Raw genomic sequence first — 26,067 nt, 5'->3', positions numbered from 1 at the left:
CGATGACGCTCCTCATCATTGCCTATCTCGGTGGCGCGCTGACGATCCTCAGTCCGTGCATCCTGCCTATTCTCCCCTTCGTCTTCGCCCGTGCCGGGCAGCCCTTCGCCAAGAGCACGCTGCCGATGCTTGCGGGCATGGCGATCACCTTTGCCCTGGTCGCAACGCTTGCCGCCGTCGGCGGTAGTTGGGCCATTCGCGCCAATGAATATGGTCGCCTTGTCGCGATCTTGCTGCTTGCACTCTTCGGCCTCAGCCTGCTGTCGCCGCGCGTGTCGAGCCTGCTTTCCCGGCCGGTTGTCGACCTCGGCAACAATCTTCTGAACGCCGTAGGCAAAGGCGGCGCCACATCGAGCGTCCGGAGCTCCTTCGTGCTGGGTATTGCGACGGGGCTGCTATGGGCCCCCTGTGCCGGGCCGATCCTCGGGCTTGTGCTCACCGGAGCTGCCCTGAAGGGCGCCAACCTGCAGACGACATTCCTTCTGCTTGCCTATGGTGCCGGTGCGGCAACTTCGCTCGCCGTCGCCCTCTTCGCCGGCGGCAAGATCTTTGCCCGTATGAAGCACTCGCTCGGGATCAGCGAGCGCATCCGCCAATTGGCCGGCGCGGCCGTCCTGGCAGGGGTCGCAGCCATCGCTCTCGGCCTCGACACCGGCCTTCTCGCCCGGCTGTCCTATGCAAGCACCGGCTCGTTTGAGCAGGCCTTGCTGGAGCGGCTGCATGCGAAGTCCACAGATAGCGCGCCGACCGAGATGGCCAGCAATATCGAAGTCGGCGATGCGGCGCGACCGTTCCACAGCAATCTTCCGATTGAAGGACCGGCCCCCTCGCTCGACGGCGCCGTGACTTGGCTGAACTCGCCGCCGCTGACCACTGCTGAGCTTAGCGGCAAGGTCGTGCTCGTCGACTTCTGGACCTATTCCTGCATCAACTGCATCCGTACCATCCCCTATGTTCGTGCCTGGGCGGAAAAATATAAGGACCATGGCCTCGTCGTCATCGGCGTCCATGCTCCCGAATTCGCCTTCGAGAAGAATGTCGATAACGTCAAGAAGGCGATCGCCGACTTCAAGATCGGCTACCCGGTCGCTATCGACAACGACTATCGCATCTGGCGTGCCTTCGAGAACAACTACTGGCCTGCCCATTACCTGATCGATGCCAAGGGACAGATCCGCTACCAGCATTTTGGCGAGGGCAACTATCCCCAGACCGAGCAGGCGATCCAGGATCTTCTGCGCGAGGCAGGCAGCGACATGGCGCAGAGCGCCCCTGTCGTACCGGATGCAAAGGGTGCAGAGGCCAGCCCCGATCTCGGCGACATCCGCTCCGGCGAAACCTATGTCGGCTACAGGCAGGCGACGGGTTTCGTCTCCCCCGAGAACCTGAAGGCCGATACCGCCGCCGACTATTCGATTGCCAATCCGGGCCTCAACCAATGGGGATTGGCAGGCACATGGACAGTCGGCCCCGAGCAGGCATCGCTCGACAAGGCAGGCGGCGGCATAAGCTACCGCTTCAGCGCCCGCGATCTGCATCTCGTTCTCGGGCCGGCGGCGGACGGCAAACCGATCCGCTTCCAGGTGACCGTCGATGGAAAGGCGCCGGGTGCTGACCACGGCTCGGATATCGATGCTGCCGGAAACGGGACCGTTACAGGAACCAAACTCTACCAGCTCGTTCGCCAGTCCGGCGACGTCATGGCACGCAACTTCGAAATCCGCTTCCTCGATCCGGGGGTCCAGGCCTACGCCTTCACCTTCGGATGAACCCTCCCCAACCCCGCATCAACCTTTACCGACAGGAGTCCTACCCATGAACAACCGCTTTCTTTCCGTCGTCGCACTTGGCCTCGCCGCAAGCACCATGGCGTTTGCAGCCCAGGCTGCCGAGATCAAGAACATCGTCATCGTCCACGGCGCGCTCGCCGATGGATCCGGCTGGCGCAAGACCACCGAGATCCTCGAAAAGCACGGCTTCAACGTCTCGATCGTTCAGGAGCCCATAACTTCACTTGCCGACGACGTTGCGGCAACGAACCGCGTGCTCGATCTGCAGAACGGGCCCAGCCTGCTCGTCGGCCACAGCTATGGCGGCATGGTCATCACCGAGGCGGGGAACCGGCCCGATGTCGCGGGGCTCGTCTATGTCGCAGCATTTCAGCCTGAAAAGGGCGAGAGCCTGATCGGTCTCGCGAGCTCCAAGCCGGCGGGCAGCATGAATATCCGCGAGACGAAGGACGGCCAATATCTCTATCTCGACCCGGCAACTTTCGCTGCCGATTTCGCCGCGGACCTTCCCAAGGATGAAGCCGACTTCATGGCGAAATCGCAGGTGTTTGCCGCCAAGGCAGCCTTTACTGCAAAGGTTGATGATCCGGCCTGGCGATCGAAGAAGAGCTGGTCGATCGTGGCAAGCGACGATCGCTCCATCAATCCCGAGCTTGAGCGGGACATGGCAAAGCGGGCGGGCAGCGAGGTGACCGAAATCAAGGCGAGCCACGCCGTCTTTGCCTCCCAACCTGAGAAAGTCGCCGCCGTCATCGAAAAGGCGGCCAAGGACGCAAGCAAGTAAAGCCAAACCGGCGGCCGCCTCATGAACGGGGCCGCCGCCCGCTCTTTATACTGGATCGTATCGGCTGACTTCGATCCCTGAACCGACAGGCAGGAGCACGGAGGTTATTCCCGGCTTGGCGCGAACGGCCTCGCCATAGCGTTTTACGTCTTCGTTGCCCGGCATCAGCATGTTGTCGGCAACGATGATCGCGCCGGGATTGAGCTTGGGATAGAAAGCTTCCAGGCAGGGGACGTAGAGATCCTTCCACAAGTCGACGAGGACGAAGTCGACGCCCGAAGGCAATGCCTTGATCATCTCGACCGCGTCGCCGATCTGGAAATCGATATGTTCCGACAGGCCTGCCTTGTCAGCCATTTCCTTGGCGAACTCGGTCTTGTAGGCGTGGAATTCCATTGAGATAAGCCTTCCGCCGCTTGCGCGCGCAGCGTCGGCGAGCCAAATGCCGGAATAGCCGAAGGAGGTGCCGAGCTCCAGAATGGTAGGAGCTTTCAGGCTTTTCGCGACTATGTTGAGAAAGCGGCCGGTCTCCGGTCCAACGGCCCTCAGCCGGCGATCTTGACCGCCATCTCGCCCGCCCGGCGGCATCTCTCTCGGCTTGCTTTGCTCTTCGCGAATAAGGACGTGGTAGCTCTCGAGAACGGCTTTGATCTTCTTGTCCATGACAAACTCCTGCGTGAGTTGATTCTTCGCCAGCGGTCGCCGACGTGTTCTAACAGCGCGCCATGGTGCAGGCCGCCTCATCCAAAGCGGCAACGATCGCGTGAGCAGCAGTCGCTCGCCGCAGTCAAAACAGCTGCTTGCCGCCCGTCTACTATGGTGATGCTTGTGTCTGCGACGCTTGAGGAACTCGCGCTCATCCTCAGAGGGATCGTCGTGATGATGTTTCAGGCGATAGGGATATATTTCTATATATCCGCACTCAAGATATATCGAGATATATGTCTGAAATTTAATCTTCCAACCGCGACCCACGAGAGAGATTCCGCTCACGAATGAGATCTATCAGGACACGAAGCCTTGCCGGCATCTGGCGCCGCTGGGCGAAATAGGGGCTGTGCCCCGGATAGGGCGGGCTCCAATCCTCCAGAACGGTGATCAATTTGCCTGTCGTGACATGAGCGGCGGTGACTGCTTCGCTGATATAGGCGAGCCCCGCCAACCGCGGCGGCCGCCACCATGGTCATCAAGCTCATCGGAAATGAGCGCGATCGAGGCGGGCCGCGTCGTCATCAACGGTGCACCGCATGAACCGCTCGCACCCTTTGGCGGCTTCAAGCAATCCGGCATGGGCCGCGAATCCGGCTCATACGGCCTGGAATCGTTTCTCGAACCTCGTGCCGTCTTGAGTTGATACCGATGCGGGCGTCGCGGATGGCAACCGCGGGTCAGGTAGATCGCGTTCAGGTTCCTGTTATAATCATGCTCTAGTCGTAGGGTAATTCCAATCTAAGGGAATCTGATGCCTGCCCGATCCGCTTATTCCGTTCCGCAGCGCCTGCTCCATTGGCTTGTTGCCCTACTCGTTTTTTTCAATCTGCTGTTTCCCGACGGCATGAATGCATGGCGTCACCTGGTCCATCGTGGCCAGACGCCCTCGCCTGGCGACATCGCCAGCGCCAATATCCACGCCTATGCCGGCATCGCGGTCCTGTTGCTCGCGATCGTTCGGCTGGCTGTGCGCTTCTCCTCCGATGCTCCCGAAAAGCCGAATGGTCAGCCGGCATTCCTGCATCACATCGCGCACGTGACGCATGTGTTGCTCTATGTCCTGATCTTCGCGATGCCGGTGTCGGGGATTGCGGCTTACTATCTCGGCGTCGACACGGCAGGCTCCGTCCACGGCGGACTTATGAAAATGTTGCTTTGGATCGTCGTCGTCCTGCACATATTCGGCGCGCTCGTTCAGCACTTCTATTTCAGATCGGACGTCCTGCGGCGGATGACGATCGGCGAGAGCAATTCCAGGAAAAGTGCGTAGCGGTTTTCCGCCCGGAATTGCGTAAAAACAATAGCATAGAGCGGTCAGGCGATCCCGTGAAACGCGTAACCGCTCTGGAATCCTCGGGATGGCCGCTTATATCATGCGGCCGCCAAAATGCTTCTCGAAAGAGAACAAGTCCGTCGGCAATGCGCTTGCGCCCTGAAGCGCCAGATCGGCGAGAATCTCGCCGACAATGCTTGTAAACTTGAAGCCGTGACCGGAGCAGGCCGAGGAAACCACCACGTTCGGCTGCCCCGGCAGCGTGTCGATCAGAAAGTCTTCGCTCGGCAGCATGGTGTAGCGGCAGGTCGTCGCCCGCACCCGAAATGATGCTGCATCCGGCAGACGCTTGGCGACGAAGCCGTCAAGCAGCGCCGTATCGGTGTCGTTGACAGCCGGATTGGGCGCCTCGGGATCGATAGGTTCCCTGAAATGCGCATGGCGGCCAACCTTGACGCCATCGATGCCGATCGCCGGAAAACCGAAGAAGGAACCGTTGGCGCCCTCGTCCCGCAGAAAGCAGGGCATGCGCTGCGGCTCGGCGACGAAGCCGTCCCTGGGCTGATACCAGGCGACCACTTGGCGGATCGGCTGGGCATGGGGCCTCAGTTGCGGCACAAGTTCGGCAATCCATGCGCCGGTCGCGACGATCACCTTGCGAGCGCGATATCGTCCTGTCGTGGAAACAATCGTCACGCCTGCATCGTCAGGCTCAATGGCAACGACCCGCTCGCCGAAATGTAGCGCCGCTCCGTCTTCGGCCGCAAGCTTCAGATAGCCCATGATCGCGGCCTCGGGTCTGACATAGCCGCCCTGCGGGTCGAGCAGGCCGACTTCACCATCCTCAAGCTCGAAGGCCGGGAAACGGCGTTTCATGGCACCCTTGTCGAGCAGTTCATGAGGCAGTCCATGCATCTCGCAGGAAGCGCGCGTGCCGCTGACGATCTTGCTCTCGGGCGCTCCGATCTGCAGGACGCCGGTAACAGTCAATATTTCGGCGCGCAGCCGTGCCGCCAGCGAGCGCCAGTTTTCATAGGCGCGTTTTAGCAAGGGGACATAGGACGGATCCTCGAAGTAGCCGAGGCGGATCAGCCGGCTGTCGCCATGGGAGGAACTGAGCGCATGCGCCGGAAAATGCGCTTCTATGCCGATCGCCTTTGCGCCACGCGCAGCGGCAGACGACAATGCCGCGCTCCCCATCGCGCCAAGACCGATGACGGCGACGTCGAATTCCACGGACATTCTATGCTCCAGTTTCACTGTCAGCGGGCGGTGCGGTCTGAGCGATCAGATCCCGCAAGCTCTCCATGTCAGCATTTAGCGGCCGATCGTCGCCATAGAGAGGAACGCGCGAACGGACCACAGTGTAGAGGCGATCCGTTCCCGGCGCTCTTGTACCCTCGGAAACGAGGAAATCATGCGCCTGCGCCGCCGCCATGAGTTCGATCGCCAGGATATATTCGGCATTGTCGAGGATGGTGAGCAGCTTGCTGGCAGCAGCCGTCGGATGCGCAAGAAAATCCTCCTGCTGGCCGGAGGTGAGGCCGCCGTCGAGCGATGCGGGGGCGGCCAGCCGCCGGTTGTCGTTGCTCAGGGCCGCAGCCGTATACTGGGCGATCATGAAGCCGGAATGGCTGCCGGCATCGCTTGCGAGGAAGGGCGGCAGGCCGCTGACCAGCGGATTGACGAGGCGATCCATCCGCCGCTCGCTCATGGCGGCAATCTGCGCAATCGCGATCGCCAGACTGTCGGCCGCCTGACCGAGGGCCGGTGCGACGGCATGCGCCTCGGAGGAGACGACGGGTTGCTCCGGCGTGCCCGAAACAGCCGGATTGTCCGTAACCGAAGCCAATTCCTGATCGACGATGCGGGCGGTCTGTTCGAAGACATCCCAGGCCGCGCCATGCGCATGCGGAACGGCTCTCAAGCTCAAGGCATCCTGCGTTCGCCTCCCGAAGGCTGCGGCGACGAGACCGCTGCCGTGCAAGCGGCTGCGCAGCCTGCGGCCGACCTTGGCAATGCCCGCCGATGGGCGAAGTGCCAGCACCGCCTCGTCGAAAGCCGCGATCTGGCAGCCGGCCGCCTCCAGCGTCAATGCGGCGATCGCATCGGCCCAATCAAGCAGGCGCTCGGCTCGGCAAACGGCAAGCGCCGACAATCCCGTGGCGCAGGCCGAGCCATTGACAAGGCTCAGCCCCTCCTTGGCGCCAAGCACCAATGGGCTCAGACCGATCGCGGCAAGCGCCTGCGCTCCGGTCATCGACTTCCCCTTCACGACTGCGCGGCCTTCGCCGATCAGCACGAGGGCGGTATGGGCGTTGTGGGTCAGATAGCCGGCAGAGCCTTTGGAGGGGACCTCGGGAATGCAGTCCCGCTCGAGAAATGCTGCAAGATGGCTGACGATCTCGGGCCGCACGCCGGAATGACCATGCGCGAAATTGGCGATCTGCGCCGCGATGATGGAGCGGACCTCGCGGACCGGCAGCAGAGGTCCGACGCCGCAGGCATGGCTCATGATGATATTGCGCGAAAGCCGGCTCTGCGAGGCGCGGTCGACGACCGTGTCGGACAAGGCGCCGACGCCGGTATTGACGCCATAAGCACGCACGCCCGTCTCGACGATGCGCTCGACGATGCGGCTTGCCTGCGCGACACGCTCCCAGGCGGCCTCCGATAGGGGCAGCGGTTCGCCGCCACCGACGCGCGCGACATCACGCCAACGCAAAGACTTGTCGATGGTGACAGTCATTGTCCGGTTCCGAAATGGCCGATGAACTGACGGAAGGCCGGCGACGCGCCGCCGCCGAACATCTCGTCCGGAGCGCCGCTGCTTTCGACGAGCCCTTCTTTCATGAAGACGACGCGGTTGGAGACGTTGCGGGCAAAGCTCATCTCGTGAGTGACGACCAGCATGGTCATGCCCTCCTCGGCAAGCGCGCGCATGACGCGCAGCACTTCCCCGACGAGTTCGGGATCGAGCGCCGACGTCGGCTCGTCGAACAGCATGACCTTGGGCTTCATGGCAAGGGCGCGAGCGATCGCGGCACGCTGCTGCTGACCACCGGATAGATGCGCGGGATAGGCATGGCGCTTGTCGGCGATGCCGACTTTCTCGAGAAGCGCTTCGGCTTCGGCGATGCACTCGGCGCGCGGGCGCTTCAAGACGTGAACTGGTCCCTCGATCACGTTCTGCAGGATCGTCATGTGGGACCAGAGATTGAAGCTCTGGAAAACCATGCCAAGCTCGGAGCGGATGTGATCCACCTGCTTGTGGCTTGCCGGGCGGCTGTATCCGTTCTTGTGGATCATGCGGATCTGCTCGCCGTCCACCCAGATCTCGCCGTCGGTGGCGATCTCAAGCAGGTTGATGCAGCGAAGGAAAGTCGACTTGCCCGAGCCGGAGGCGCCGAGCAGCGAAATGACGTCGCCGTCCTGGGCATCGAGAGATATGCCACGCAAAACTTCATGGGTGCCGAAGCTCTTGCGGATGTTGCGGACTGAAAGTCGGGTGACACCTGGCATGATTTGCCTGCTCCAATGAAGTTTTTAGGCCTTCAACGCCGGCGGGATAGCTCGGTGATGGCGGGACAGCGAATATTCCAACAGGGCCATGCCCTGCAGAATGATGAAATTCAGCACCAGGTAAATGATCGCCGCGCAGAGAAAGACTTCCATCGTGCGATAGGTGTGCGAGATCAGCCGTTGCGCAACGCCTGTCACCTCCCAGACCGTGACCAGGCTGGCGAGCGCGGTCGACTTCATCATCAGGACGATTTCGGTCGAATAGGCCGGCAGCGCGTGTCGGAAGGCGATCGGCGCGATGATGCGGCGCACGAGAAGGAGGCGAGACATGCCGATCGAGCGCGCCGCCTCGATCTCCTTCGGCGAAACGGCCCGGATGCCGCCGCGAAATATCTCGGCCGTATAGCCGGCGGTGCACAGCGCGAGCGAAAGGATCGCACAGACCACGGGCTCGCGCAGAAACGGCCAGAGAAACGAATAACGGATGAAGGAAAACTGCGCCAGGCCGTAGAAAATGAGGAACATCTGGATCAGCAATGGCGAGCCGCGGAAGACGAAGATGTAGCCCTTGGCAAAACCCATCAGGATCGGATTGCCGCTCACACGCATGGCGACGATGACGAGCGCCAGAACACCGCCTGACACGATCGACAGAGAGAACAGCAGCAACGTCATCGGTACTGCCTGCAACAGGGTGATCATGGTGCTCGAGAGGAAGGTGAAATCCATGTGCCGCTCCTCAAGCCTGGCCGATGGTCGCGGCCGGCATGCTGCGATTGGCGCGTCGTTCCGCCCTGTTGAAGACGCGATCCGACAGGCTGGTCAGGATCAGGTAGAGCGCGCCGCCGACGATGAAAAACAGGAAATACTGGCGGGTGGATCCGGCAGCGACCTGGCTGGTACGCATCAGCTCGGCAAGGCCGGTAACGGAGATCAAGGCGGAATCCTTGAGGCTGAGCTGCCAGACATTGCCGAGGCCGGGGATGGCGAAACGCACGACCTGCGGGATGATGACACGGCGCAGGCGCAGGCCGCTGTGCATGCCGATCGCCGACGCCGCCTCCAGCTCACCCTTGGAAATGGCAAGATAGGCGCCGCGGAAAACCTCGGCCTGATAGGCTCCGGAAATGATGCCGACGGCAAGCGCCCCCGCTGCAAAGGAGGGCAGGCCGAGAAAACCCTCATAGCCGAGCCATTTGCCGACCGAGGTGACCGCTGAAGAGCCGCCGAAATAGATGAGATAGATGATCAGCAGTTCCGGCACGCCGCGAAAGACTGTCGTGTAGACATTGCCGAGCGTTTTCAAGAGCAGATTGCCGGAGAGCTTTGCGGACGCGACGATTGCGCCCAACACCGCCCCGATCGCCAGCGCCGTCGCCGTGACGGCAAGCGTCACCAAAGTAGCAACGAGGAGCAGAGCGCCCCACCCGTTCGAGCCGAAGCCCAGCAATTGCAAGCTTGCCATAGCGTCCATTCCCCGTCCGTGGCAGTTTCAGGCGTCAGGATATCATACGGTCTCCAGCCGCAAAGCCGGAGACCGATGGCAACGACCCGAAGGTCGTTGTGTTTATTCCGGGCTGACGTCGACCTTGAACCATTTCATCGACAGGTTCTTGATGGTGCCATCGGCAAGTGCGGACTTGATCGCTTCATTGAACTTGTCGCGCAGATCGGTGTCGGCCTGGCGGATGCCGAGACCCTCACCCTCGCCCCAGATGGAGCCGGCGACTTCCGGGCCGGTGAAAGCCAGCGTGTCGTTTGCGCTGGCGAAGGCATTGCTGAAATAGACAGCATCGTCGAAACCGAGATCGATACGGCCGTTCTGCAGATCGAGATCGCGGTCGGCGCCGGTCTTGTATTCACGGATCGTGGCGATCGAGCCGAAGTTGTCATAGACGAACTTGGCATAAACCGTTGCTGCCTGGATGCCGATGGTCTTGCCCTTGAAGGCTGCCTTCAACGCATCGATTTCTTTGACGCCGGTCTGGCCGGGCGTCATCTTGATGGTGGTGCCGGTGCCTGCAGCATTGGCAAGCGGGCTGTCCTTGGCGGTCGCGAAAGCGGCCGGCGTTGCAGCGTAAGGAACGGTGAAGCCGATGACCTGCTTGCGCTCATCGGTGATCGAGAGCGCGTCCATGATCACGTCGAACTTGCCGGCATTCAGCGCCGGGATCATGCCGTCCCAATCGGAGGCGACGAGTTTGCAGTCGATCTTGGCCCGCTCGCACAGGACCTTGGCGAGTTCCGGCTCGAAGCCGCCGAGCGATCCGTCGGCGTTCGTCATGTTCCAGGGTGCATAGGCACCTTCCAGAGTGATCGTCGCCGTCTTCCAGTCCTTGGCGACAGCCGGCGCACCGAAAGCGGCGGCGGCCATGGCGCCAGACAAGAGAATTGCACTGAATTTCATAGTGTAGAGCTCCTCTGAGGTTGAAACGGGCCTTGCGGCACTTCCTACCGATCTGCGCCGGCTTGCTCGCCTCTCCTATTTAATTTTTAGGATTGATTGCGAGGTTGTATAGGGTACCATATGAGATAATTTATGATATGCAAGTGGGAAAGTTGTTTTTGAGGCAGATTCAGTCCGTGCAAAGGGAATAGGCAATGAAACATTCCGGCGAGATGAAACGCGAACTGGCGGAAAACGACGCCGCGCCTCTCTATGCTGGGGTCAAGCAGATGATACTCGATCGCATCCATAGCGGCGAGTGGCCTCCCAAATATCGCGTTCCCTCCGAAAACGAGCTGGTCACCGAACTTGGCGTCAGCAAGATGACGGCCAATCGCGCGCTGCGCGAACTCGCCAATGAGGGCGAACTGGTCCGCATTCAGGGCGTCGGCTCCTTCGTTGCCGAACGCAAGGGCGCATCCGCCTTGTTCGAGGTGCGCAACATTGCCGAGGAGATCGCCGAGCGCGGTCATTCCCATGAGGCAACGGTGATCGTACTGGCGCAGGAGGCAGCATCACCTGAGGTTGCCGACGCATTGGGGCTGGCTATCGGATCGCCCGTTTTCCATTCGCTGATCGTTCACAGCGAGAATGGCGTGCCCGTGCAGATCGAGGACCGCCATGTCCATCCGGAGGCCGCGCCCGACTATCTGCAACAGAACTTTACGGGAATGACACCGAATGCCTATCTTTCGGACGTCGCCCCGCTCAGCGGCTCGGAACATGTGGTCGAAGCGGTCATGCCGCAGGCCTGGGAATGCAAACTGCTGACGATCCTGAAGACCGAGCCCTGCCTGACCATCAGACGTCGGACATGGTCGGCGCGCGGCGTCGTCTCCGTGGCGCGTCTCGTTTATCCCGGAAACCGATACCGATTGGAAAGTTACAACGGCAAGACTTCGGATCGTTAGTTGTATATGGAACAGCGGTGGTTCTTTGCGGCAGCGCTAGGAAACCAGGTGCGTGAACTGCACGAGCAACGCGCCCACCAGCAGGCCTGAAACCGTCGCAAGCACTTTCAGGAGCGCGCGCTCGATCCGCAAATGCCGTCCGGGCAGGACCAATGCCAGCGACTCGCTTGCCGCTGCGGTCACTATGCATAAGAGAGCAACGACGCGGCGATCCTCAGGGTAAGCCATGACGAACAGAAGTCCGAGCAGGCCAAACGGGATCACGCTGTCGATATTTGCCATTGCCATGAACGGATGCTTCGCCCCGACCGGGACGACCGTCGTAAACGCGACCAGACCAAGGACGATCCAGCCAAGAGCGTAGGCTAACAGAGTAAGTTCCATACGAAATCATAACAACAAGCAACGCGTTTTCAAGCTGCCCCGTACAGCGCGCGATGGGTCGTTGCTCAGCCTATCTGAATGTTGCCATCAACCGGGTTGCCCTTGCCGAAAAGAACCCAATAATGGATCCTGAAACCGGCTCCGTATCCACGACGTTCAGCCTCCTCCCTCATTGACAAAGCGCTCCTGCAAACGAAGATTCATGCTCGGCTCGGTGATTGTCGACGCGCTCTCGCCGCTATCTTTCAAAGACACGAGGAAATCCGATAATGCCTGACACAGAAGCCGTGAAGCAGCCAGCCACGTGGCGCATCGTAATTGCCGCCATCTTTGACTTTCTGACTGCCTTTTTTGTTTTCGGCTACATCATTGCCTCGATCTTCGGCGGGAGGACGGAGGACGGTTTTAAGCTCAACGGTCCGCCGGCCCTCCTGCTTTTCGCCCTCATCTTTGCCTATTTCATCGTGTTCAACCGATATCTGGGCGGCACGATCTGGAAGCGCATACTCCGCGCCCGGCGCCCGTAAGCCGGGCGAACGCATGCCAGGCCATCGCGATCGGCCGCGCGGGTAAAGCAAACCCTCAAAGGCTGCTGAGCAGCAGACTGGTTTCGCTGTTCGCAACGCCATCGATCATGCGCACCTCGCGCAACACCCGATCGAAATCCGACAGGCTGGTTGCCCTAATATTGGCGACGAGATCCCAATTGCCGTTCGTTGTGTGAAGCGAATAGATTTCTGGCAGACCGCGCAGCTTGCGTATGACCTGCGTCGTCGATTTTCCCACCACTTCGATCATCATGACGGCATGTACCGTCTGCTCGTCATAATCCTCCCGCACCCGAATGGTGAAGCCCAGCAGCGTGCCGGTTTCGATCAGCCGATCCAATCGGTTCTGCACCGTGCCGCGAGCGACACCCAGAACATCCGACAACTTGGAGAGCGAAGCACGACCGTCCGCGCGCAGATGAGCGATGATGCGCCGATCGAGATCATCGGGAATATATTTGGCAGGGGCCATTGCAAAATCCGGACTCTGTCATTTTCACAATAAGTGCTATACAATTTGTATAATAACATACCAGAACTGGCACAGTTTTGCGATTTCAGTCAATCGGCCCGCTTGTTACCCTATAGGGAATAATCTGATCGAGGACACCAGAATGCCCGCACTGCTTCCGTCGGAAAAAGCCTTCATCCCCTTCGTCAGCGTCGAAAACATGATGCGGCTCGTACACCATGTCGGCATCGAAACCATGCTGATCGGGCTGACCGAGGCCGTCGAGGCGGATTTTCGTCGCTGGGATCTTTTCGACAAGACGCCACGCGTGGCCTCCCATTCCCTTGACGGGGTCATCGAGCTGATGCCGACCTCGGATGGCGCTGTCTACAGCTTCAAATATGTCAACGGGCACCCGAAGAACATGGCGCAAGGGCTTCAGACCGTGACCGCCTTCGGCCTGCTGGCTGAGGTGTCGACCGGGTACCCCGTGCTGCTCACTGAAATGACGCTGCTGACCGCGCTGCGCACCGCCGCCACCTCGGCCATGGCCGCACGCCATCTCGCGCCGGCAAAGGCTCGCTGCCTGGCGCTGATCGGCAACGGCGCGCAAGCGGAATTCCAGGCGCTGGCGATGAAGGCGGTTCTCGGGATCGAAGAGGTCCGTCTCTATGACATCGATCCGAAGGCAACGGAAAAGACCATGCGCAATCTCGCTAACATGGGCTTGCGATTGGTTCCCTGCGCATCGGCGCAGGCGGCCATCGAAGGAGCCGACATCATCACGACCTGTACGGCCGACAAGCAGTTCGCCACGATCCTGACAGACAACATGGTCGGTGCCGGCGTCCACATCAACGCGATTGGCGGCGACTGCCCCGGCAAGACGGAGCTTCATCGCGACATTCTGCTGCGTGCCGACACCTTCGTCGAATATCCGCCGCAGACCCGCATCGAGGGAGAGATCCAGCAGATGGATCCCGATTATCCGGTCACGGAACTGTGGCAAGTGGTGAGCGGCCGAGCACAAGGGCGCCGAAGCGAGGCACAGATCACCCTGTTCGACAGCGTCGGCTTCGCCATCGAGGATTTCTCCGCCCTGCGCTACGTCCGCGAAAAGCTGGTGGGCACGGACTACTTCCAGAAGCTTGATATCATCGCCGATCCGGACGATCCGCGCGACCTGTTCGGCATGTTGCAGCGCGCCGGTTGAGGGAAGGCCGATGACCCATGCAGCCTATTCCGCGCAGGCGCCGTCTGCCGTCGTCATGGTCCGCCCGCATCATTTCACCGTCAACACCGAAACTGCTGCCGACAATCGCTTCCAGCTTTCGACTGATTGGAGCGACGAACTCGCATCAAGGGCTTTCGACGAGATCACGCTTGCGGCGGAGACGCTCGAAAGCCATGGGGTGACGGTCCATCTATTCGAGGATAGCGGCAGAGAGACGCCTGACTCGGTCTTTCCCAACAACTGGTTCTCCACCCATGCCGGTGGCCATATCGCGATCTACCCTATGAAGGTGCCAAGCCGGCGTCGCGAACGGCGCAGCGACGTCATCGAGATGCTGAAGCAAAACTATCGCGTCCAGGACGTCATCGATTATTCCGGGCTTGAGCCGGACGGTATCTTCCTCGAAGGGACCGGCGCTATGGTGCTCGACCATATCGATCGCGTGGCCTATGCCGCGCGTTCGGACCGGACCGACCCGATCGCGCTCGAACGCTTCTGCACGCATTTCAATTTCGAGCCGATGGTGTTCGACGCCCGTGACGGAGACGGCGTGTCGATCTATCATACCAATGTGCTGATGTGCGTAGCGACAGGTTTCGCCGTGATCGGAACCGGCATGATCACGGACGCAAGACGGCGTAACGAAGTCGTAGCACGCCTGCAGCGCTCCGGCCGCGACATTGTGCACTTGAGCAACGCGCAGATCGACAGTTTCGCAGGCAATGCCATCGAACTGCAGGGCAAGGAGAGCCGAATTCTGGCACTTTCGACGACGGCGCTGGCCGCGCTCGGCGATGACCAGCGCGCTACGATCGAAGCAGATGCCAGGATTATCGCCCTCGATATCCCCACAATCGAGCGCGCCGGAGGCTCGGTGCGATGCACCCTTGCGGGCATCCATCTCACCCCGAGAAACTGATATTTTAAAGATCGGCCGATGGGCAGCGACGGCGGCCAAATTCATGACCGCCATCGAATTCGTTGGCTACCGCTTCGGACGATTTCAGCCCTTGCTGCCTGCAACCACAAGTTCCGGCTCACGCACTCGGCCATTCAACGAAAAGGCCAGCAACGCGGACAACAGCATCAGACCCCCCACAATGAACATGGGCAACTCGTAGACGCCGGTCGCATCCTTGATGAGGCCGGTCACATAGGGTGCCGCAAACCCGGCGATGTTGCCGATCGTGTTGATGAGAGCGATGCCAGCTGCCGCAGCCGGTCCCGCCAGAAAACGCGACGGAATGGCCCAGAAGTTCGGCAGAGCCGCGAAGATCGCGCACGCCGTCAGCGTAATCATCGCGATCGTCGCCTCCGGTGACCCCATGTAGAGCGCGGCGGGGATGCTGAACGCTCCCACCAGGGCCGGGATGCCGATGTGCCACGGCCGAACGCCGCGCTTCGATGCATCGCGGCTCCAGAAGAACAGGACGACAGCCGCGGGCAGATAGGGGATCGCCGTGATCAGGCCCTTGTCGAAGACATCGAACTTCGTGCCGAACTTCGTCTCGAAACCACCGATGATCGTCGGCAGGAAGAAGGCCAGCGCATAGAGCCCGTAGATCAGGCCGAAATAGATGACCGACAGCAGCCATACCCGGCCGTCGGTCAGCGCCAGACCCGTCATCTTGCCATGCGCCGCGGCCTTGGCCTTTTCTTCACCGGCAAGTTCACGGTTCAGCCAATCCTTCTCTGCCTGGGTCAGCCACTTGGCATCATTCGGCCTGTCGGCAAGATAGAACCAGGTGATGATACCGATGACGACGGCAGGCACCGCGACACCGAAGAACATGACGCGCCAGCCCTCGAGGCCGAAAAGGCCATGCATCTGGATCAGCATCGCGGCAAAGGGAGCACCGATCACCGTCGTCAACGGCTGGGCAAGATAAAACAACGCTAGGATCTTGCTACGATGCCTCGCCGGCACCCACATGCTCAGAAACAGGATGGCTCCGGGGAAGAAGCCGGCTTCGGCAACGCCGAGCAGGAAACGCAGAACGTAAAGCTCCGTCGCGCTCGATACCCAGGTGAACAGCAGCGCGACGATGCCCCAGCTGACCATGATGCGGGCCAGCCACCGGCGCGCGCCATATTTGTGCAGCGCCAGATTGCTCGGGATTTCGAGCACGATATAGCCGAAGAAGAAGATACCGGCCGCAAAACCGAACTGCGCCGCCGTCAAGGCGAGATCGGTCGTCATGCCATTCGGGCCGGCAAAGGAGATCGCTGTGCGATCGAGGAAGTTGATGAAGAACATCAAGGCGATGAAGGGCACCAACCGCTTCGACACCTTGGCGATGGCCGAACGCTCGACCTGTGACATTTCCTGATTGTCGGGCTGCAATGAAGCTCCTCCCCCGTTCTAGACTTTTTCCGGCGCGACGATCCGTCTGCGTCGTCGGCAGAATGGAAACTCCTACTTCCCCTCCAGGAATTGCCTCCGACCGCATGCGCCTTCCAATAGCCTCGATCTCTAACGGGATGGACAAGTAGCGAGCAAACGATTTAATCTCTCCGTCATGTGAAGAAAAATCACATCACTGGTTAATTGGGATCCTGAAATGAGCGGCCCTCTGCCATCGTTGAATGCGCTCAAGGCGTTTGAAGCGACCGCCCGGCACCGCTCGATGACGCTCGCCGCCGACGAGCTCTGCGTGACCCATGGTGCGATCAGCCGCCACATTCGCGGCCTTGAGGAGACGCTTGGCGTCATTCTCGTCACCCGCAGGGCGCATTCAACGGAGCCGACGCCGGAAGGATCGCGGCTGGCCGAGGGACTTGCAAGCGCCTTCGGCCTGATGCAGGCAAGTGTCGAGCGCGTGCGGCCGAGCCCGCTGACGCTATCCTGTTCATCGTCGATCATGATGGGATGGATCATTCCGCGCATCGGCCAATTCCATGAGCGTCATCCGCAGATCGCTCTGCAGTTCAACATGAACTACGACCAGATCGACTTCGTCCGGGACAAGATCGGCCTTGCGATCCGCTCCAGCGTCATCGAGCCGCCGAAGGACGCAATCATCCGGGAGCTCGGTGGCGAAGCGATCGGCCCGGTCTGCTCGCCGGAATATTTGAGCCGGGCCGGCATCCATTGCCCCAAGGATATCGAGGGCGCCACGATCCTGTCGACACGGACCCGGCCGGAGGCATGGCGCGATTGGCAGGCGGCCGCAGAGAAGACGGAACTGGATCTCCCCAACCATTCGGCTTTCGACCACTTTTACCTGCTGATACAGGCTGCAGCCTGCGGGCTCGGCATTGCGGTCGTGCCACAGATGCTGGTGCTCGATCAGCTGGCCTCGGGGCGACTGGTGGCGCCGTTCGGCTTCCTGCCCGGACCGCGGCGCATGGTGCTCTGGATCGCGCCGCACATCGCAGGCCGGCCGGACGCGCTGGCACTTGAAAAATGGCTCACGGCTGAAATGCGAGCAAGGCCCGACAACTGAGGAAATCCAGCCGGAAAACGTCCATGCCGCTATCGAAAGGTGCACCCCGATAGCAGTAACTCGGTCAAAGAACTTCGGCGGCGCATGGAGGCACGTACGATCCCGGAGCGGACGCCAAAAATATTCAGAAAAATCAGTCTATGTTGCTTAAAACGCATAGAAATTAGTAAATTTTAACGCTGCACTTCGTCACAAAGAATATGCTATGAATCCCGCCCGGAGAACATGAGTGAGACGGGACGCTCCGTAGTAGAATTGTCATCGTTCAAGAGGGAGGATAGTACCCTGAATATCGTGCCCGAACTTGCAGGCAATACCGGCGAGATGGCAGCGCGTATTTTTGGCTTCGACTGGGAGAAGACCAGTCTGGGCCCAAGGTCGGCCTGGCCGCATTGCCTGGTATCCGCAGTCGATATCATGCTCCCCGCCCAAGCCGAGATCGTCATGTTCTGGGGCGAGGATTTTGTCGCGCTTTACAATGATGCCTACGCGCCGACCATAGGCGACAAGCATCCGCAGGCGCTGGGCCGCCCGGCACGCGAAAGCTGGGCTGAAATGTGGAGCGACCTCGAGCCGCTTCTGCGCGCTGTCCTCGAAGACGGCAAGACAATCGTCGCCAAGGATCGGCCCTTCTATATCGAGCGTCACGGCTATCCGGAGACGGCCTATTTCGACATCTCCTACTCGCCTGTCCGCGACAGCGACCGCAAGGTGCAAGGCGTCCTTTGCATCGTCAACGAAACGACGAAACGCGTGCGCTCCGAGGAGATATTGCGGGAGAGCGAGGAGCGGGTTAGCGCAATCATTTCCCAATCGGCGGCCGGGATTGCCCAATATGACCTCGATGGCTGCTTCTCCCTCGTCAACAGACGCTTTTGCGAGATAGTCGGTTACTCGGAAAGCGAACTTCTCGGCATGCGGATGCAGGACATCACCTATTCGGACGATCAACACGACACAGCACGGCTGTTTGAAACGATGTTGGCGACCGGCGAAAGCTTTGAGATCGAGCAACGATATGTCCGCAAGGACGGCAGCCTCGTCTGGGTGACAAACTCAGCTTCAGGTGTGCGCGATAGTTCTGCCGGCAGGATCCGGCGAGCTGTGAGCGTCGTCATCGATATCAGCGAGCGTAAGCGGGCGCAGGAGGTCGAGCGACGCCTGGCCGCCATCATCGCTTCCTCCGACGACGCGATCCTCAGCACCGATCTCAACATGGTGATCACAAGCTGGAACCTCGGTGCAGAAAGGCTCTACGGCCATTCGGCCGAAGAAGCGATCGGCGGATCGGTGATGATGGTCGTCCCCGACGATCGACGCGAAGAGGAGCCGGCGATTCTCGCGAAAATCCGCGCCGGGCAGAAAGTCGAACCGTACGAGACCAAGCGGCGATGCAAGAATGGCCGGCTCGTCGATGTGCTGCTGAGCGTCTCCCCGATCTACGATACCTATGGCCGGATTGTCGGGGCATCGAAGATCGCCCATGACATCAGCGCGAAGAAGGAGGCCGAACGCCTGCAGACGGTTCTTGTCGGCGAGCTCAATCATCGCGTCAAGAATGTGCTGGCGACGGTCATGGCCATAGCGCGCCAGACATTGGGACGCAGCGATGTCGACAGAACGTCCGTGGAGACGTTCGACGCGCGGTTGACCTCCATGGCGAGAGCCCATGACCTGCTGATCCATGGCAATTGGGAGCAAGCTGAACTGACGGCGGTCGTGCGCCAGGCTCTTTCTCCATATCCGAAGGAAAAGTTCGAAATCCACGGCCCAACGATGCAGCTTGCGCCTCGGGCCGTCGTTTCCATATCGCTTGCGCTGCATGAGCTGGCGACGAATGCCGCCAAATATGGAGCACTCTCCGTACCAGATGGCCGCGTGGCCATCGTATGGTCGCTGGAGGGTAACGGGTCCGATCGCCTCAGATTGCGCTGGCAGGAAGCGGGAGGACCGACCGTCACACCGCCCACGCGCAAAGGCTTCGGCTCCCGATTGATCGAAAGTCTTCTGGCGGCCGAGTTGAACGGCGAGGTTCAAGTTAGCTATGAACCAAGCGGACTTATCTGCGAGGTTCGCGCCGCCGCCGGCGTCAGCTGGGAGCAGGCGCGAGACTGAGGCAGTCTCTCATATCGGGTTGGTGTTGAGCCCCTCAACGCTGCCCTTTCGATCGCGTCGCAAGCACATTGCGGATCGAGAAGCTCGAATGAATTCTCAGCACCCCCGGCAAGGTCGAGAGAATATCCTTGTGGATACGCTCGAAGTCGCCGGGGTTGGCGACCTCCACGCGCAGGAGGTAATCGGATCCACCCGTCATCAGAAAGCATTCGCGGATCTCCGGGTGCTTACGCACCGCCGCCTCGAAACGGTCGAGATGATCCTCCGTCTGCCGTTCGAGCGTGATGTTGATAATGACGGCGATCGCCGTTTCGGCCTGGGAGGTATCCACGAGCGCCGTGTAGCCCCGAATTACGCCCGCCTGCTCCATCAATCTGATGCGCCGCAGACAGGCGGACGGCGAGAGCCCTACCTCGCTTGCCAGCCTTGCATTGCTGAGGCGGGCATCGAGGCGAAGCAAGCGAAGAATATTGCGATCGATCGCATCAAGCGCCGCCATGTGGATTCTTTCAAAAATTCGCGGATCGTTTCAATATCTGCCCAACTACACAATAATCAATCACTGTTCGATGAGCAATTTCACGATCATATCAATAATCTCACCTCAGGAAAACGAGGGTGAATATGGACAGCGGCATAATGGATTCCCGTGGGCCAAAACTGGCGATCGATAGCGGAGCTTGCGGTTACCTCACGATCGACCTCAAGGCCCTGCGCAGGAACTACGACAAGCTTTCCTCCATCGTCGCGCCCGCACGAGCGGCGGCTGTCGTCAAGGCCGATGCCTACGGGCTTGGCGCAAACCAGGTCTCCAAGGCACTTTATGGGCACGGCTGCCGCCATTTCTTCGTTGCCCATTTTATCGAAGCTTTGCGGCTGCGGCCGCAATTGCCGCGCGATGTATCGATCTTCGTGCTGAACGGCCTGTTGCCGGACAACGAGATCGCTTGCGCGGAAGGCGGCATTATCCCCGTCATCAATTCGCTCGATCAGCTGCGACAATGGGTCGAGGTTGCACGCTCCTTGCACCGCAAGCTTCCGGCGGTCCTCCAGTTCGACACCGGCATGTCGCGGCTCGGCATACCCATGGAGGACAGAAGCGCCGTTGCTGCCTGCCTTAAGACATGCAGCGACATCGACATTCTGTTCATCATGAGCCATCTCGCCTCCGCGGACGATGGCGACAGCGAGCAGAATGCCGACCAGCTTGCGCGGATGCGTCGCGTTGCCAAGGACTTCCCCGGCTACGATATCTCCTTTGCGAACTCCGGCGGCATCTTCCTTGGCAGCGACTTTCATGGCGTACTCGCGCGGCCGGGCATCGCCCTTTACGGTGGCGCTGCGACCGGCGGCGTGGCCAATCCGGTGGAACCCGTCGTCCGGCTTGATGTGGCCGTGGTACAGACCCGCACGGTTCCAGCAGGCGCTCGCGTCGGTTATGGCGGCGTGCATGTGACGAAGGCACAGGCCCGGCTTGCGACGATTGCCGCCGGCTATGCAGACGGTCTTCCGCGCAGCCTCAGCGATCGAGGCGCGGTCTACTATGACGGTGTACGGTTGCCGATCGTCGGCCGCGTTTCGATGGACAGCACGACAATCGATATCAGCGCCCTGCCGGAAGACGCGCTCTCCTTCGGAAGCCTGGTGGAAGTACTGGGGGATCATCAGACTTTGGAGGATCTTGCGCGGGATGCCGGCTTGATTTCCTACGAGATCCTCACCAGTCTCGGCCATCGCTTCCATCGCCAATACGTCTGACCTCCTTACCGCTCAATTCACTGGGGACATCATGAAAGTCGTCGTTCTGGGTGCCGGCATCGTCGGCGTGACATCCGCCTATCAGCTCGCCAAGGCGGGCCACGAGGTCACGGTCGTCGACCGGCAGCAGGGGCCGGCGCTGGAGACAAGCTTTGCCAATGCCGGCGAGGTCTCCTTCGGCTATTGCTCGCCCTGGGCGGCTCCCGGCATTCCCATGAAGGCGCTGAAATGGCTGTTCATGCACCATGCGCCGCTCATCCTGCGCCCGAAGGTCGATGCCGCCATGCTGTCATGGCTCGTGAAGATGCTGTCGAACTGCACCTCGGAACGCTATGCGATCAACAAGAGCCGCATGCTGCGCCTTGCCGATTATAGCCGCATCTCGTTGGCTGCGGTTCGCGAAGAGACTGGTATCGCCTATGACGAGCGCATGCAGGGCACGCTGCAGCTCTTCCGGACGCAGCAACAGCTCGATGCATCCGCCAAGGACGTCAAGGCCCTGGCCGCCGACGGCGTCCCCTATGAAGTTCTCGACCGCGACGGCTGCATCCGCGTCGAACCGGCGCTACGGCATGTCCGCGACAAGCTCGTCGGCGGTCTGCTGACGCCGAAGGACGAGACCGGCGACTGCTTCAAGTTCACCAATGCGCTCGCCGCAAAGGCGGTGGAACTCGGCGTGCGTTTCCAATACGGCACGACGATCAAAGGCCTCGACATCCAGGGCGGACAGGCACGCGGCGTCGTTACCGAAGGTGGACGCCTGGACGCCGATGCTGTTGTCGTCGCACTCGGCAGCTATTCGCCGCTGCTGCTCAAGCCGCTCGGCATCAAGCTTCCGGTCTATCCGGTCAAGGGCTACTCCCTGACCATCCCGATCACCGACGCGTCGCGCGCGCCGGAATCGACCGTGATGGACGAAACCTACAAAATCGCCATCACCCGCCTCGGCGACCGCATCCGCGTCGGCGGCATGGCTGAGATCTCCGGTTACACCAATGATCTCGGCCTTCCCCGGCGACGAACGCTCGAACATTCCGTCACCGATCTCTTCCCCGGCGGCGATGTCGCCAAGGCCTCCTTCTGGTCGGGCCTGCGGCCGATGACCCCGGACGGGACGCCGGTGATCGGACCGACGAATATCAAGGGGCTGTTCCTCAACACCGGGCACGGCACGCTCGGATGGACCATGAGCTCCGGCTCCGCGCGGGTCATCAGCGACCTCGTCAGCGGCCGCAAGCCTGATATCGACGCGACGGACCTTGCCATCAGCCGGTACGCCTGATCCAAGCCCTGTGCTGCAGTTGGTGGCTATAGCCTGATCATCCGCGCCTCACCCTCCAGCTCCTAACCTCGAATGGCAGGATATCGGGGCCGGCATCGCGTGTCTGCGGCTCTTCCATCAGCGTGATGGCTTCGCCGATCTGCCAACCCTTTGCCGCGGTGACGGTCAAGCCACCCCGACGGCCGGCCGGCTCGTAGACGCGCAGGACAAGTCCGTCCCCATCTTCAGCCGGCTTGACGGTCGAAAGCGCGACCGGAGTTCCCGTTAGATCGAGTGCGGCAAATGAGGCTTCGGCCAGGTTCGAGGCAGCCGCAACAATCAACGGCTGGTTCAGATCTTCGGCTTCCTCGCGTACACCGCCGCTATGCCACTCGCCGGTATGCGGCATGAGCGCATAGGTGAAACGCTGCTCGCCTTCATCGGCCAGGGGATCCGGATAGATAGGTCCGCGCACCAGGCTGATGCCGAGCACATTGTCGCGGGCGCTATGGCCGTATTTCGCATCGTTGAGCAGGGCGACCCCGAAGTCTGGCTCGCTCATGTCGATGAAGCGATGCGCGGCCGCCTCGAACATCGCCGCATCCCAGCTGGTGTTGGTATGCGTCGGCCTGCTGACGATGCCATAGGCGCATTCGAAGGTCGCCGTGCGCGAGCGGATCGCAACCGGGCTCAGCGACCGCAGCAGCGCGCGGCGGTCATGCCAGTCGACGCTGGTTTCAATATCGAGCCTTCGCGAATTGGCCGTCAAAACATAATGCAGCACGATGCTGGAATCGCGATAGCGATGCACGACCTTGATGGAGGCCCGATGCGGCCCTTCTTCGACAAGCTCGATGCTTTCCGGCTTGTCGAGGCGAATGCCGACCTCGGCATAGTCGGCATCGATGTCCCAGGCATCCCAGTTGCGCGGCTTGTCGACGGGGTAGACCCAGAGCTGGTTGGCCGGTTCCGCCAGCGCCTCGCGCCCGCTCGCCTTGTGAATGAGGCTTTGGACAGCACCATCGGCTCCGATGACAGCGGCAAGATGCTCGTTCTCCAGACGATCCACCGTTGCTCGCAACCCTGTTGCCGGCTTCAATGCGGCACGGTCGAACACGCGGGCTGACAGAGGCTCGATGCTGTCGGCCGTCGAAAGTATGGTGCCATCGGCAAGCACGGCGTTGAACGACCGACGATCGAGAGAGGGATTGACGACGACGAGGGCATCCGCGAGATCGCCCCTCGGCAAGAGGGACGCGATCGCGTCCATGGCTTGCCGCTGAACCGTCTTGGCATGGTCGATGACCTCGGAAAGCTCCCGCTCCGCATCCTGATAGACTTCGCGAATGCTCGATCCCGGCAGGATGTCGTGGAATTCGTTCTTCAGCGTCAGGCGCCAGTCGGCTTCCAGGCTCACCGGTGCCGCCGCCCCGGCCATATGGGCAATGGACGCCAGGGTCTCGGCCGTGATCAAGGCTCGTTCGGCCCGGCGATGCAGCCGTTTCACCCCGCTCTGGCTCGTCAGCGTGGCGCGATGCAGCTCGAGATACATTTCGCCGGACCAGGTGGGAAGGCGCTTTTCGCTGGCGGTCAAATGGGCGCTGGTAAAGAAATCCCCGACCTTGCCCCAACGCGCCTTCGGGATCGCCGGGAATGCGCGTAATTGCTCCTCACGCTCGACCATCTCCGGCGTCACGCCACCGCCACCATCGCCATAGCCGACCGCCAGCAGCGACGTGTCATGCAGCGTCTTGGCGCGAAAATTCTTCCAGGTCGGCAGGAAACAATCCGCCTGCACGAAGCCGTTATAGCCCTCCATCGGATTGTTGAAGACGTGGCTCAGGACACGGCTGCCATCCAGGCCTTCCCACCAGAAGAGATCATAGGGGAACCTGTTGGTTTCACTCCAATTGACCTTGATGGTGAAGAAGCTTTCGATGCCGCCCTGGCGCAGCAATTGCGGGAGAGCGCCGGAAAAGCCGAAGCAATCCGGCAGCCAGCATATTGTGTGGCGCACGCCGAAGGTCTTCTCGAAATAACGCTGGCCGTAGAGGATTTGGCGCACCAGGCTCTCGCCCGTCGGCATGTTCGTGTCGGGCTCGACCCACATGCCGCCGATCACCTCCCAGGAACCGTCGGCAACCCTCTCCTTGATCCGGGCAAACAAGTCCGGATCGTCGGCTTCGATCTGGGCATAGTATTGCGCGGTCGATTGGTTGAAGCGGAAATCGGGCGAACGCTCCATCAGTGACAGGGCCGTGTGGAAGGTGCGACGCATCTTGCGGCGCGTCTCGTCATAGGGCCAGAGCCAGGCGAGATCGATATGGGCATGGCCGGTCAGCAGCAACTCACCGTTTTGCGGGTAGCGCTGCTGCAGGGTGCGAAGGCGAGCGAGCAATTGCTCATGGGCTTCCGCCACGCTTTCCCGCTCACGGTCGGAAAGGGCTGCCGGGTTCTGGACGAGCTCCGGCAATTCCCAGATTTTCCGTTGCCACTCGGCATTGGCCGTGCGCGAGATATAGGGCTCGGTCGCAGACGGCCAATCGAGGCTGCGGAGCGCCGCTTCGGCTGCATCCAAAATGTGCGGCACAGCCTCGTGTTCGCCGAGCGCACCGACCGCTTCAGCGATCTGTCGCAGCAGAAGATGCAACCGGTGCACCGGCATATCCAGCCAGGCGAGCTGCGCACGGTTCAGTTTCGGTTGCCGGTTCGGCTCGCCAAAGGGGAAGCGGGCAACGCTATCGGTTGAAATCGCGAGATTGCGGCCCTTCAGCGGAAACTCCTGGTGGTAGGGATCAAGGCCGAAGCGTTCTTCCTGTCCCTCCCCGAAGCCCAGCGTGATCAGGCTCTCCCCGCCGAGATCGAGCTGCAGGCGCGTTTCGTCCAACGGCCAGCCGGCGGGCGCGCTCGCCCGTGCCGCGAAATGCACCACCCCCTTGCGATGCGGCCAGGCCTGGCCGATCGCAATCCTTTCGCCGTCGAAGCTCCAGTTCTCGATGGCGAGCGTAGCGCGTTCGCGCCAATGGCTGAGCTCTGCCGTACGTACCTTGAGGCGGTCCAAACGCTGGGCGGTCGTAAGATGCATGGCATGTCCTACATGGTTTGATGTCGACGCGGACCGGATGATGTGCGGCCGTGGTTTCGAATATGTGGCGCAGTTCAACGAAAAATAGGGTGATGGCGGCAGGGGTTAGCCCCCAAACGCTCGATCAGGCCGTCAAGGCAACGAGACGCGAGGCCGGCATGGGTTCTTCAGCCCCTCGCGATTGGAAACGATGATATCGCCAGCCATATATCCTCCCAGGCCGACTTCGATTTCAGCGCGCATTCAACACCCTCCTCCGGCATGAAACTAGTGTAACTTAAGATGAAGGTGCGTCGGATGGCCAGCGCCAAAAGACAAAAATCCACCGCATGCGACGAAATTGCCGCA

At 60.8% G+C, this 26,067-nt stretch carries 23 protein-coding genes and 1 pseudogene; 12 read left to right on the top strand and 12 right to left on the bottom strand.

Annotation, left to right across the window (positions count from 1 at the left end):
* Nucleotides 1-2: 2 nt before the first annotated feature.
* Both AB8B29_RS20350 and AB8B29_RS20345 read left to right on the top strand, forming a co-directional pair.
* The gene (locus tag AB8B29_RS20350) at nucleotides 3-1,769 is read left to right on the top strand and encodes a cytochrome c biogenesis protein DipZ (RefSeq protein WP_037192651.1); all 1,767 of its coding nucleotides are present in this window, start codon (nucleotides 3-5) and stop codon (nucleotides 1,767-1,769) included.
* Between the two features lie 46 nt (nucleotides 1,770-1,815).
* Entirely contained in the window at nucleotides 1,816-2,574 is a 759-nt protein-coding gene (locus tag AB8B29_RS20345) for an alpha/beta fold hydrolase (RefSeq protein WP_037192654.1), read from the top strand.
* 45 nt (nucleotides 2,575-2,619) lie between these two features.
* Here the strand turns inward: AB8B29_RS20345 and AB8B29_RS20340 are convergent, their stop codons facing one another.
* Entirely contained in the window at nucleotides 2,620-3,237 is a 618-nt protein-coding gene (locus tag AB8B29_RS20340; protein WP_037192656.1) for an O-methyltransferase, read from the bottom strand.
* A 547-nt stretch (nucleotides 3,238-3,784) separates the two neighbouring features.
* Between AB8B29_RS20340 and AB8B29_RS20335 the strand changes: the two are divergent.
* Nucleotides 3,785-3,928 (top strand): annotated as a pseudogene (locus tag AB8B29_RS20335) (aldehyde dehydrogenase family protein); the annotation flags it as partial.
* Nucleotides 3,929-4,036: 108 nt separating this feature from the next.
* Entirely contained in the window at nucleotides 4,037-4,555 is a 519-nt protein-coding gene (locus AB8B29_RS20330) for a cytochrome b (RefSeq protein WP_037192662.1), read from the top strand.
* A 96-nt stretch (nucleotides 4,556-4,651) separates the two neighbouring features.
* On the opposite strand, the gene solA is transcribed toward AB8B29_RS20330, so the two are convergent.
* The 6 genes from solA to AB8B29_RS20300 all read right to left on the bottom strand — a co-directional run bounded on the left by solA (nucleotide 4,652) and on the right by AB8B29_RS20300 (nucleotide 10,487).
* Nucleotides 4,652-5,800, bottom strand: coding sequence for an N-methyl-L-tryptophan oxidase (gene solA, locus AB8B29_RS20325; protein WP_037192664.1), 1,149 nt, complete (start codon nucleotides 5,798-5,800; stop codon nucleotides 4,652-4,654).
* A gap of 1 nt (nucleotide 5,801) precedes the next feature.
* Complete coding sequence (locus AB8B29_RS20320; RefSeq protein WP_037192668.1) at nucleotides 5,802-7,307, bottom strand: HAL/PAL/TAL family ammonia-lyase; 1,506 nt, start codon at nucleotides 7,305-7,307, stop codon at nucleotides 5,802-5,804.
* Nucleotides 7,304-8,080: an ABC transporter ATP-binding protein gene (locus AB8B29_RS20315; protein WP_037192671.1), complete on the bottom strand. Its 777-nt coding sequence runs from the start codon at nucleotides 8,078-8,080 to the stop codon at nucleotides 7,304-7,306. The genes AB8B29_RS20320 and AB8B29_RS20315 overlap by 4 nt, the downstream gene beginning before the upstream one ends.
* 24 nt (nucleotides 8,081-8,104) lie before the next feature.
* Nucleotides 8,105-8,809 carry an ABC transporter permease gene (locus AB8B29_RS20310; protein WP_037192674.1) on the bottom strand — a complete coding sequence of 235 codons (705 nt, stop codon included), beginning with the start codon at nucleotides 8,807-8,809 and terminating at the stop codon, nucleotides 8,105-8,107.
* A 10-nt stretch (nucleotides 8,810-8,819) separates the two neighbouring features.
* On the bottom strand, nucleotides 8,820-9,545 hold the full coding sequence (locus AB8B29_RS20305) for an ABC transporter permease (RefSeq protein WP_037192677.1): 726 nt from the start codon (nucleotides 9,543-9,545) through the stop codon (nucleotides 8,820-8,822).
* 102 nt (nucleotides 9,546-9,647) lie between these two features.
* Entirely contained in the window at nucleotides 9,648-10,487 is an 840-nt protein-coding gene (locus tag AB8B29_RS20300; protein ID WP_037192679.1) for a transporter substrate-binding domain-containing protein, read from the bottom strand.
* Nucleotides 10,488-10,681: 194 nt separating this feature from the next.
* Here AB8B29_RS20300 and hutC point away from each other — a divergent pair, with 194 nt between their 5' ends.
* Nucleotides 10,682-11,437, top strand: coding sequence for a histidine utilization repressor (hutC, locus tag AB8B29_RS20295; RefSeq protein ID WP_037192682.1), 756 nt, complete (start codon nucleotides 10,682-10,684; stop codon nucleotides 11,435-11,437).
* Between the two features lie 36 nt (nucleotides 11,438-11,473).
* Here hutC and AB8B29_RS20290 read toward each other — a convergent pair whose 3' ends face one another.
* Entirely contained in the window at nucleotides 11,474-11,821 is a 348-nt protein-coding gene (locus AB8B29_RS20290) for a hypothetical protein (RefSeq protein WP_037192685.1), read from the bottom strand.
* Nucleotides 11,822-12,090: 269 nt separating this feature from the next.
* Here AB8B29_RS20290 and AB8B29_RS20285 point away from each other — a divergent pair, with 269 nt between their 5' ends.
* Entirely contained in the window at nucleotides 12,091-12,348 is a 258-nt protein-coding gene (locus AB8B29_RS20285; RefSeq protein WP_037192688.1) for a hypothetical protein, read from the top strand.
* A 55-nt stretch (nucleotides 12,349-12,403) separates the two neighbouring features.
* Here AB8B29_RS20285 and AB8B29_RS20280 read toward each other — a convergent pair whose 3' ends face one another.
* Nucleotides 12,404-12,841 (bottom strand): Lrp/AsnC family transcriptional regulator, encoded by a 438-nt coding sequence (locus AB8B29_RS20280; protein ID WP_037192690.1) that lies wholly within the window; start codon nucleotides 12,839-12,841, stop codon nucleotides 12,404-12,406.
* 142 nt (nucleotides 12,842-12,983) lie between these two features.
* Between AB8B29_RS20280 and AB8B29_RS20275 the strand changes: the two genes are divergently transcribed.
* Complete coding sequence (locus AB8B29_RS20275; RefSeq protein WP_037192693.1) at nucleotides 12,984-14,033, top strand: ornithine cyclodeaminase; 1,050 nt, start codon at nucleotides 12,984-12,986, stop codon at nucleotides 14,031-14,033.
* Between the two features lie 10 nt (nucleotides 14,034-14,043).
* Nucleotides 14,044-14,973: a citrulline utilization hydrolase CtlX gene (gene ctlX / locus AB8B29_RS20270; protein WP_037192695.1), complete on the top strand. Its 930-nt coding sequence runs from the start codon at nucleotides 14,044-14,046 to the stop codon at nucleotides 14,971-14,973.
* Nucleotides 14,974-15,057: 84 nt separating this feature from the next.
* Here ctlX and AB8B29_RS20265 read toward each other — a convergent pair whose 3' ends face one another.
* Complete coding sequence (locus AB8B29_RS20265; protein WP_037193256.1) at nucleotides 15,058-16,377, bottom strand: MFS transporter; 1,320 nt, start codon at nucleotides 16,375-16,377, stop codon at nucleotides 15,058-15,060.
* Nucleotides 16,378-16,615: 238 nt separating this feature from the next.
* Here AB8B29_RS20265 and AB8B29_RS20260 point away from each other — a divergent pair, with 238 nt between their 5' ends.
* Together AB8B29_RS20260 and AB8B29_RS20255 are read left to right on the top strand one after the other, a co-directional pair.
* The gene (locus tag AB8B29_RS20260) at nucleotides 16,616-17,500 is read left to right on the top strand and encodes a LysR substrate-binding domain-containing protein (protein ID WP_037192696.1); all 885 of its coding nucleotides are present in this window, start codon (nucleotides 16,616-16,618) and stop codon (nucleotides 17,498-17,500) included.
* A 324-nt stretch (nucleotides 17,501-17,824) separates the two neighbouring features.
* Nucleotides 17,825-19,615 (top strand): PAS domain-containing sensor histidine kinase, encoded by a 1,791-nt coding sequence (locus tag AB8B29_RS20255; protein ID WP_037193258.1) that lies wholly within the window; start codon nucleotides 17,825-17,827, stop codon nucleotides 19,613-19,615.
* A gap of 34 nt (nucleotides 19,616-19,649) precedes the next feature.
* On the opposite strand, the gene AB8B29_RS20250 is transcribed toward AB8B29_RS20255, so the two are convergent.
* Complete coding sequence (locus AB8B29_RS20250) at nucleotides 19,650-20,114, bottom strand: Lrp/AsnC family transcriptional regulator (RefSeq protein ID WP_037192698.1); 465 nt, start codon at nucleotides 20,112-20,114, stop codon at nucleotides 19,650-19,652.
* Nucleotides 20,115-20,239: 125 nt separating this feature from the next.
* Between AB8B29_RS20250 and alr the strand changes: the two genes are divergently transcribed.
* Both alr and AB8B29_RS20240 read left to right on the top strand, forming a co-directional pair.
* Nucleotides 20,240-21,373 carry an alanine racemase gene (gene alr, locus AB8B29_RS20245; RefSeq protein WP_037192700.1) on the top strand — a complete coding sequence of 378 codons (1,134 nt, stop codon included), beginning with the start codon at nucleotides 20,240-20,242 and terminating at the stop codon, nucleotides 21,371-21,373.
* A gap of 31 nt (nucleotides 21,374-21,404) precedes the next feature.
* Nucleotides 21,405-22,655: a D-amino acid dehydrogenase gene (locus tag AB8B29_RS20240; protein WP_037192702.1), complete on the top strand. Its 1,251-nt coding sequence runs from the start codon at nucleotides 21,405-21,407 to the stop codon at nucleotides 22,653-22,655.
* A 37-nt stretch (nucleotides 22,656-22,692) separates the two neighbouring features.
* On the opposite strand, the gene AB8B29_RS20235 is transcribed toward AB8B29_RS20240, so the two are convergent.
* A complete protein-coding gene (locus AB8B29_RS20235) occupies nucleotides 22,693-25,719 on the bottom strand; it encodes an alpha-mannosidase (RefSeq protein ID WP_037192704.1) in 3,027 nt (1,008 codons plus the stop codon).
* Nucleotides 25,720-26,067 lie beyond the last annotated feature (348 nt).

This window comes from Rhizobium sp. 11_C7_N12_5, from assembly GCF_051811145.1.
Classification (GTDB): Bacteria; Pseudomonadota; Alphaproteobacteria; order Rhizobiales; family Rhizobiaceae; genus Rhizobium; species Rhizobium lusitanum.
This window is presented reverse-complemented; position numbering and strand designations above follow the sequence as displayed.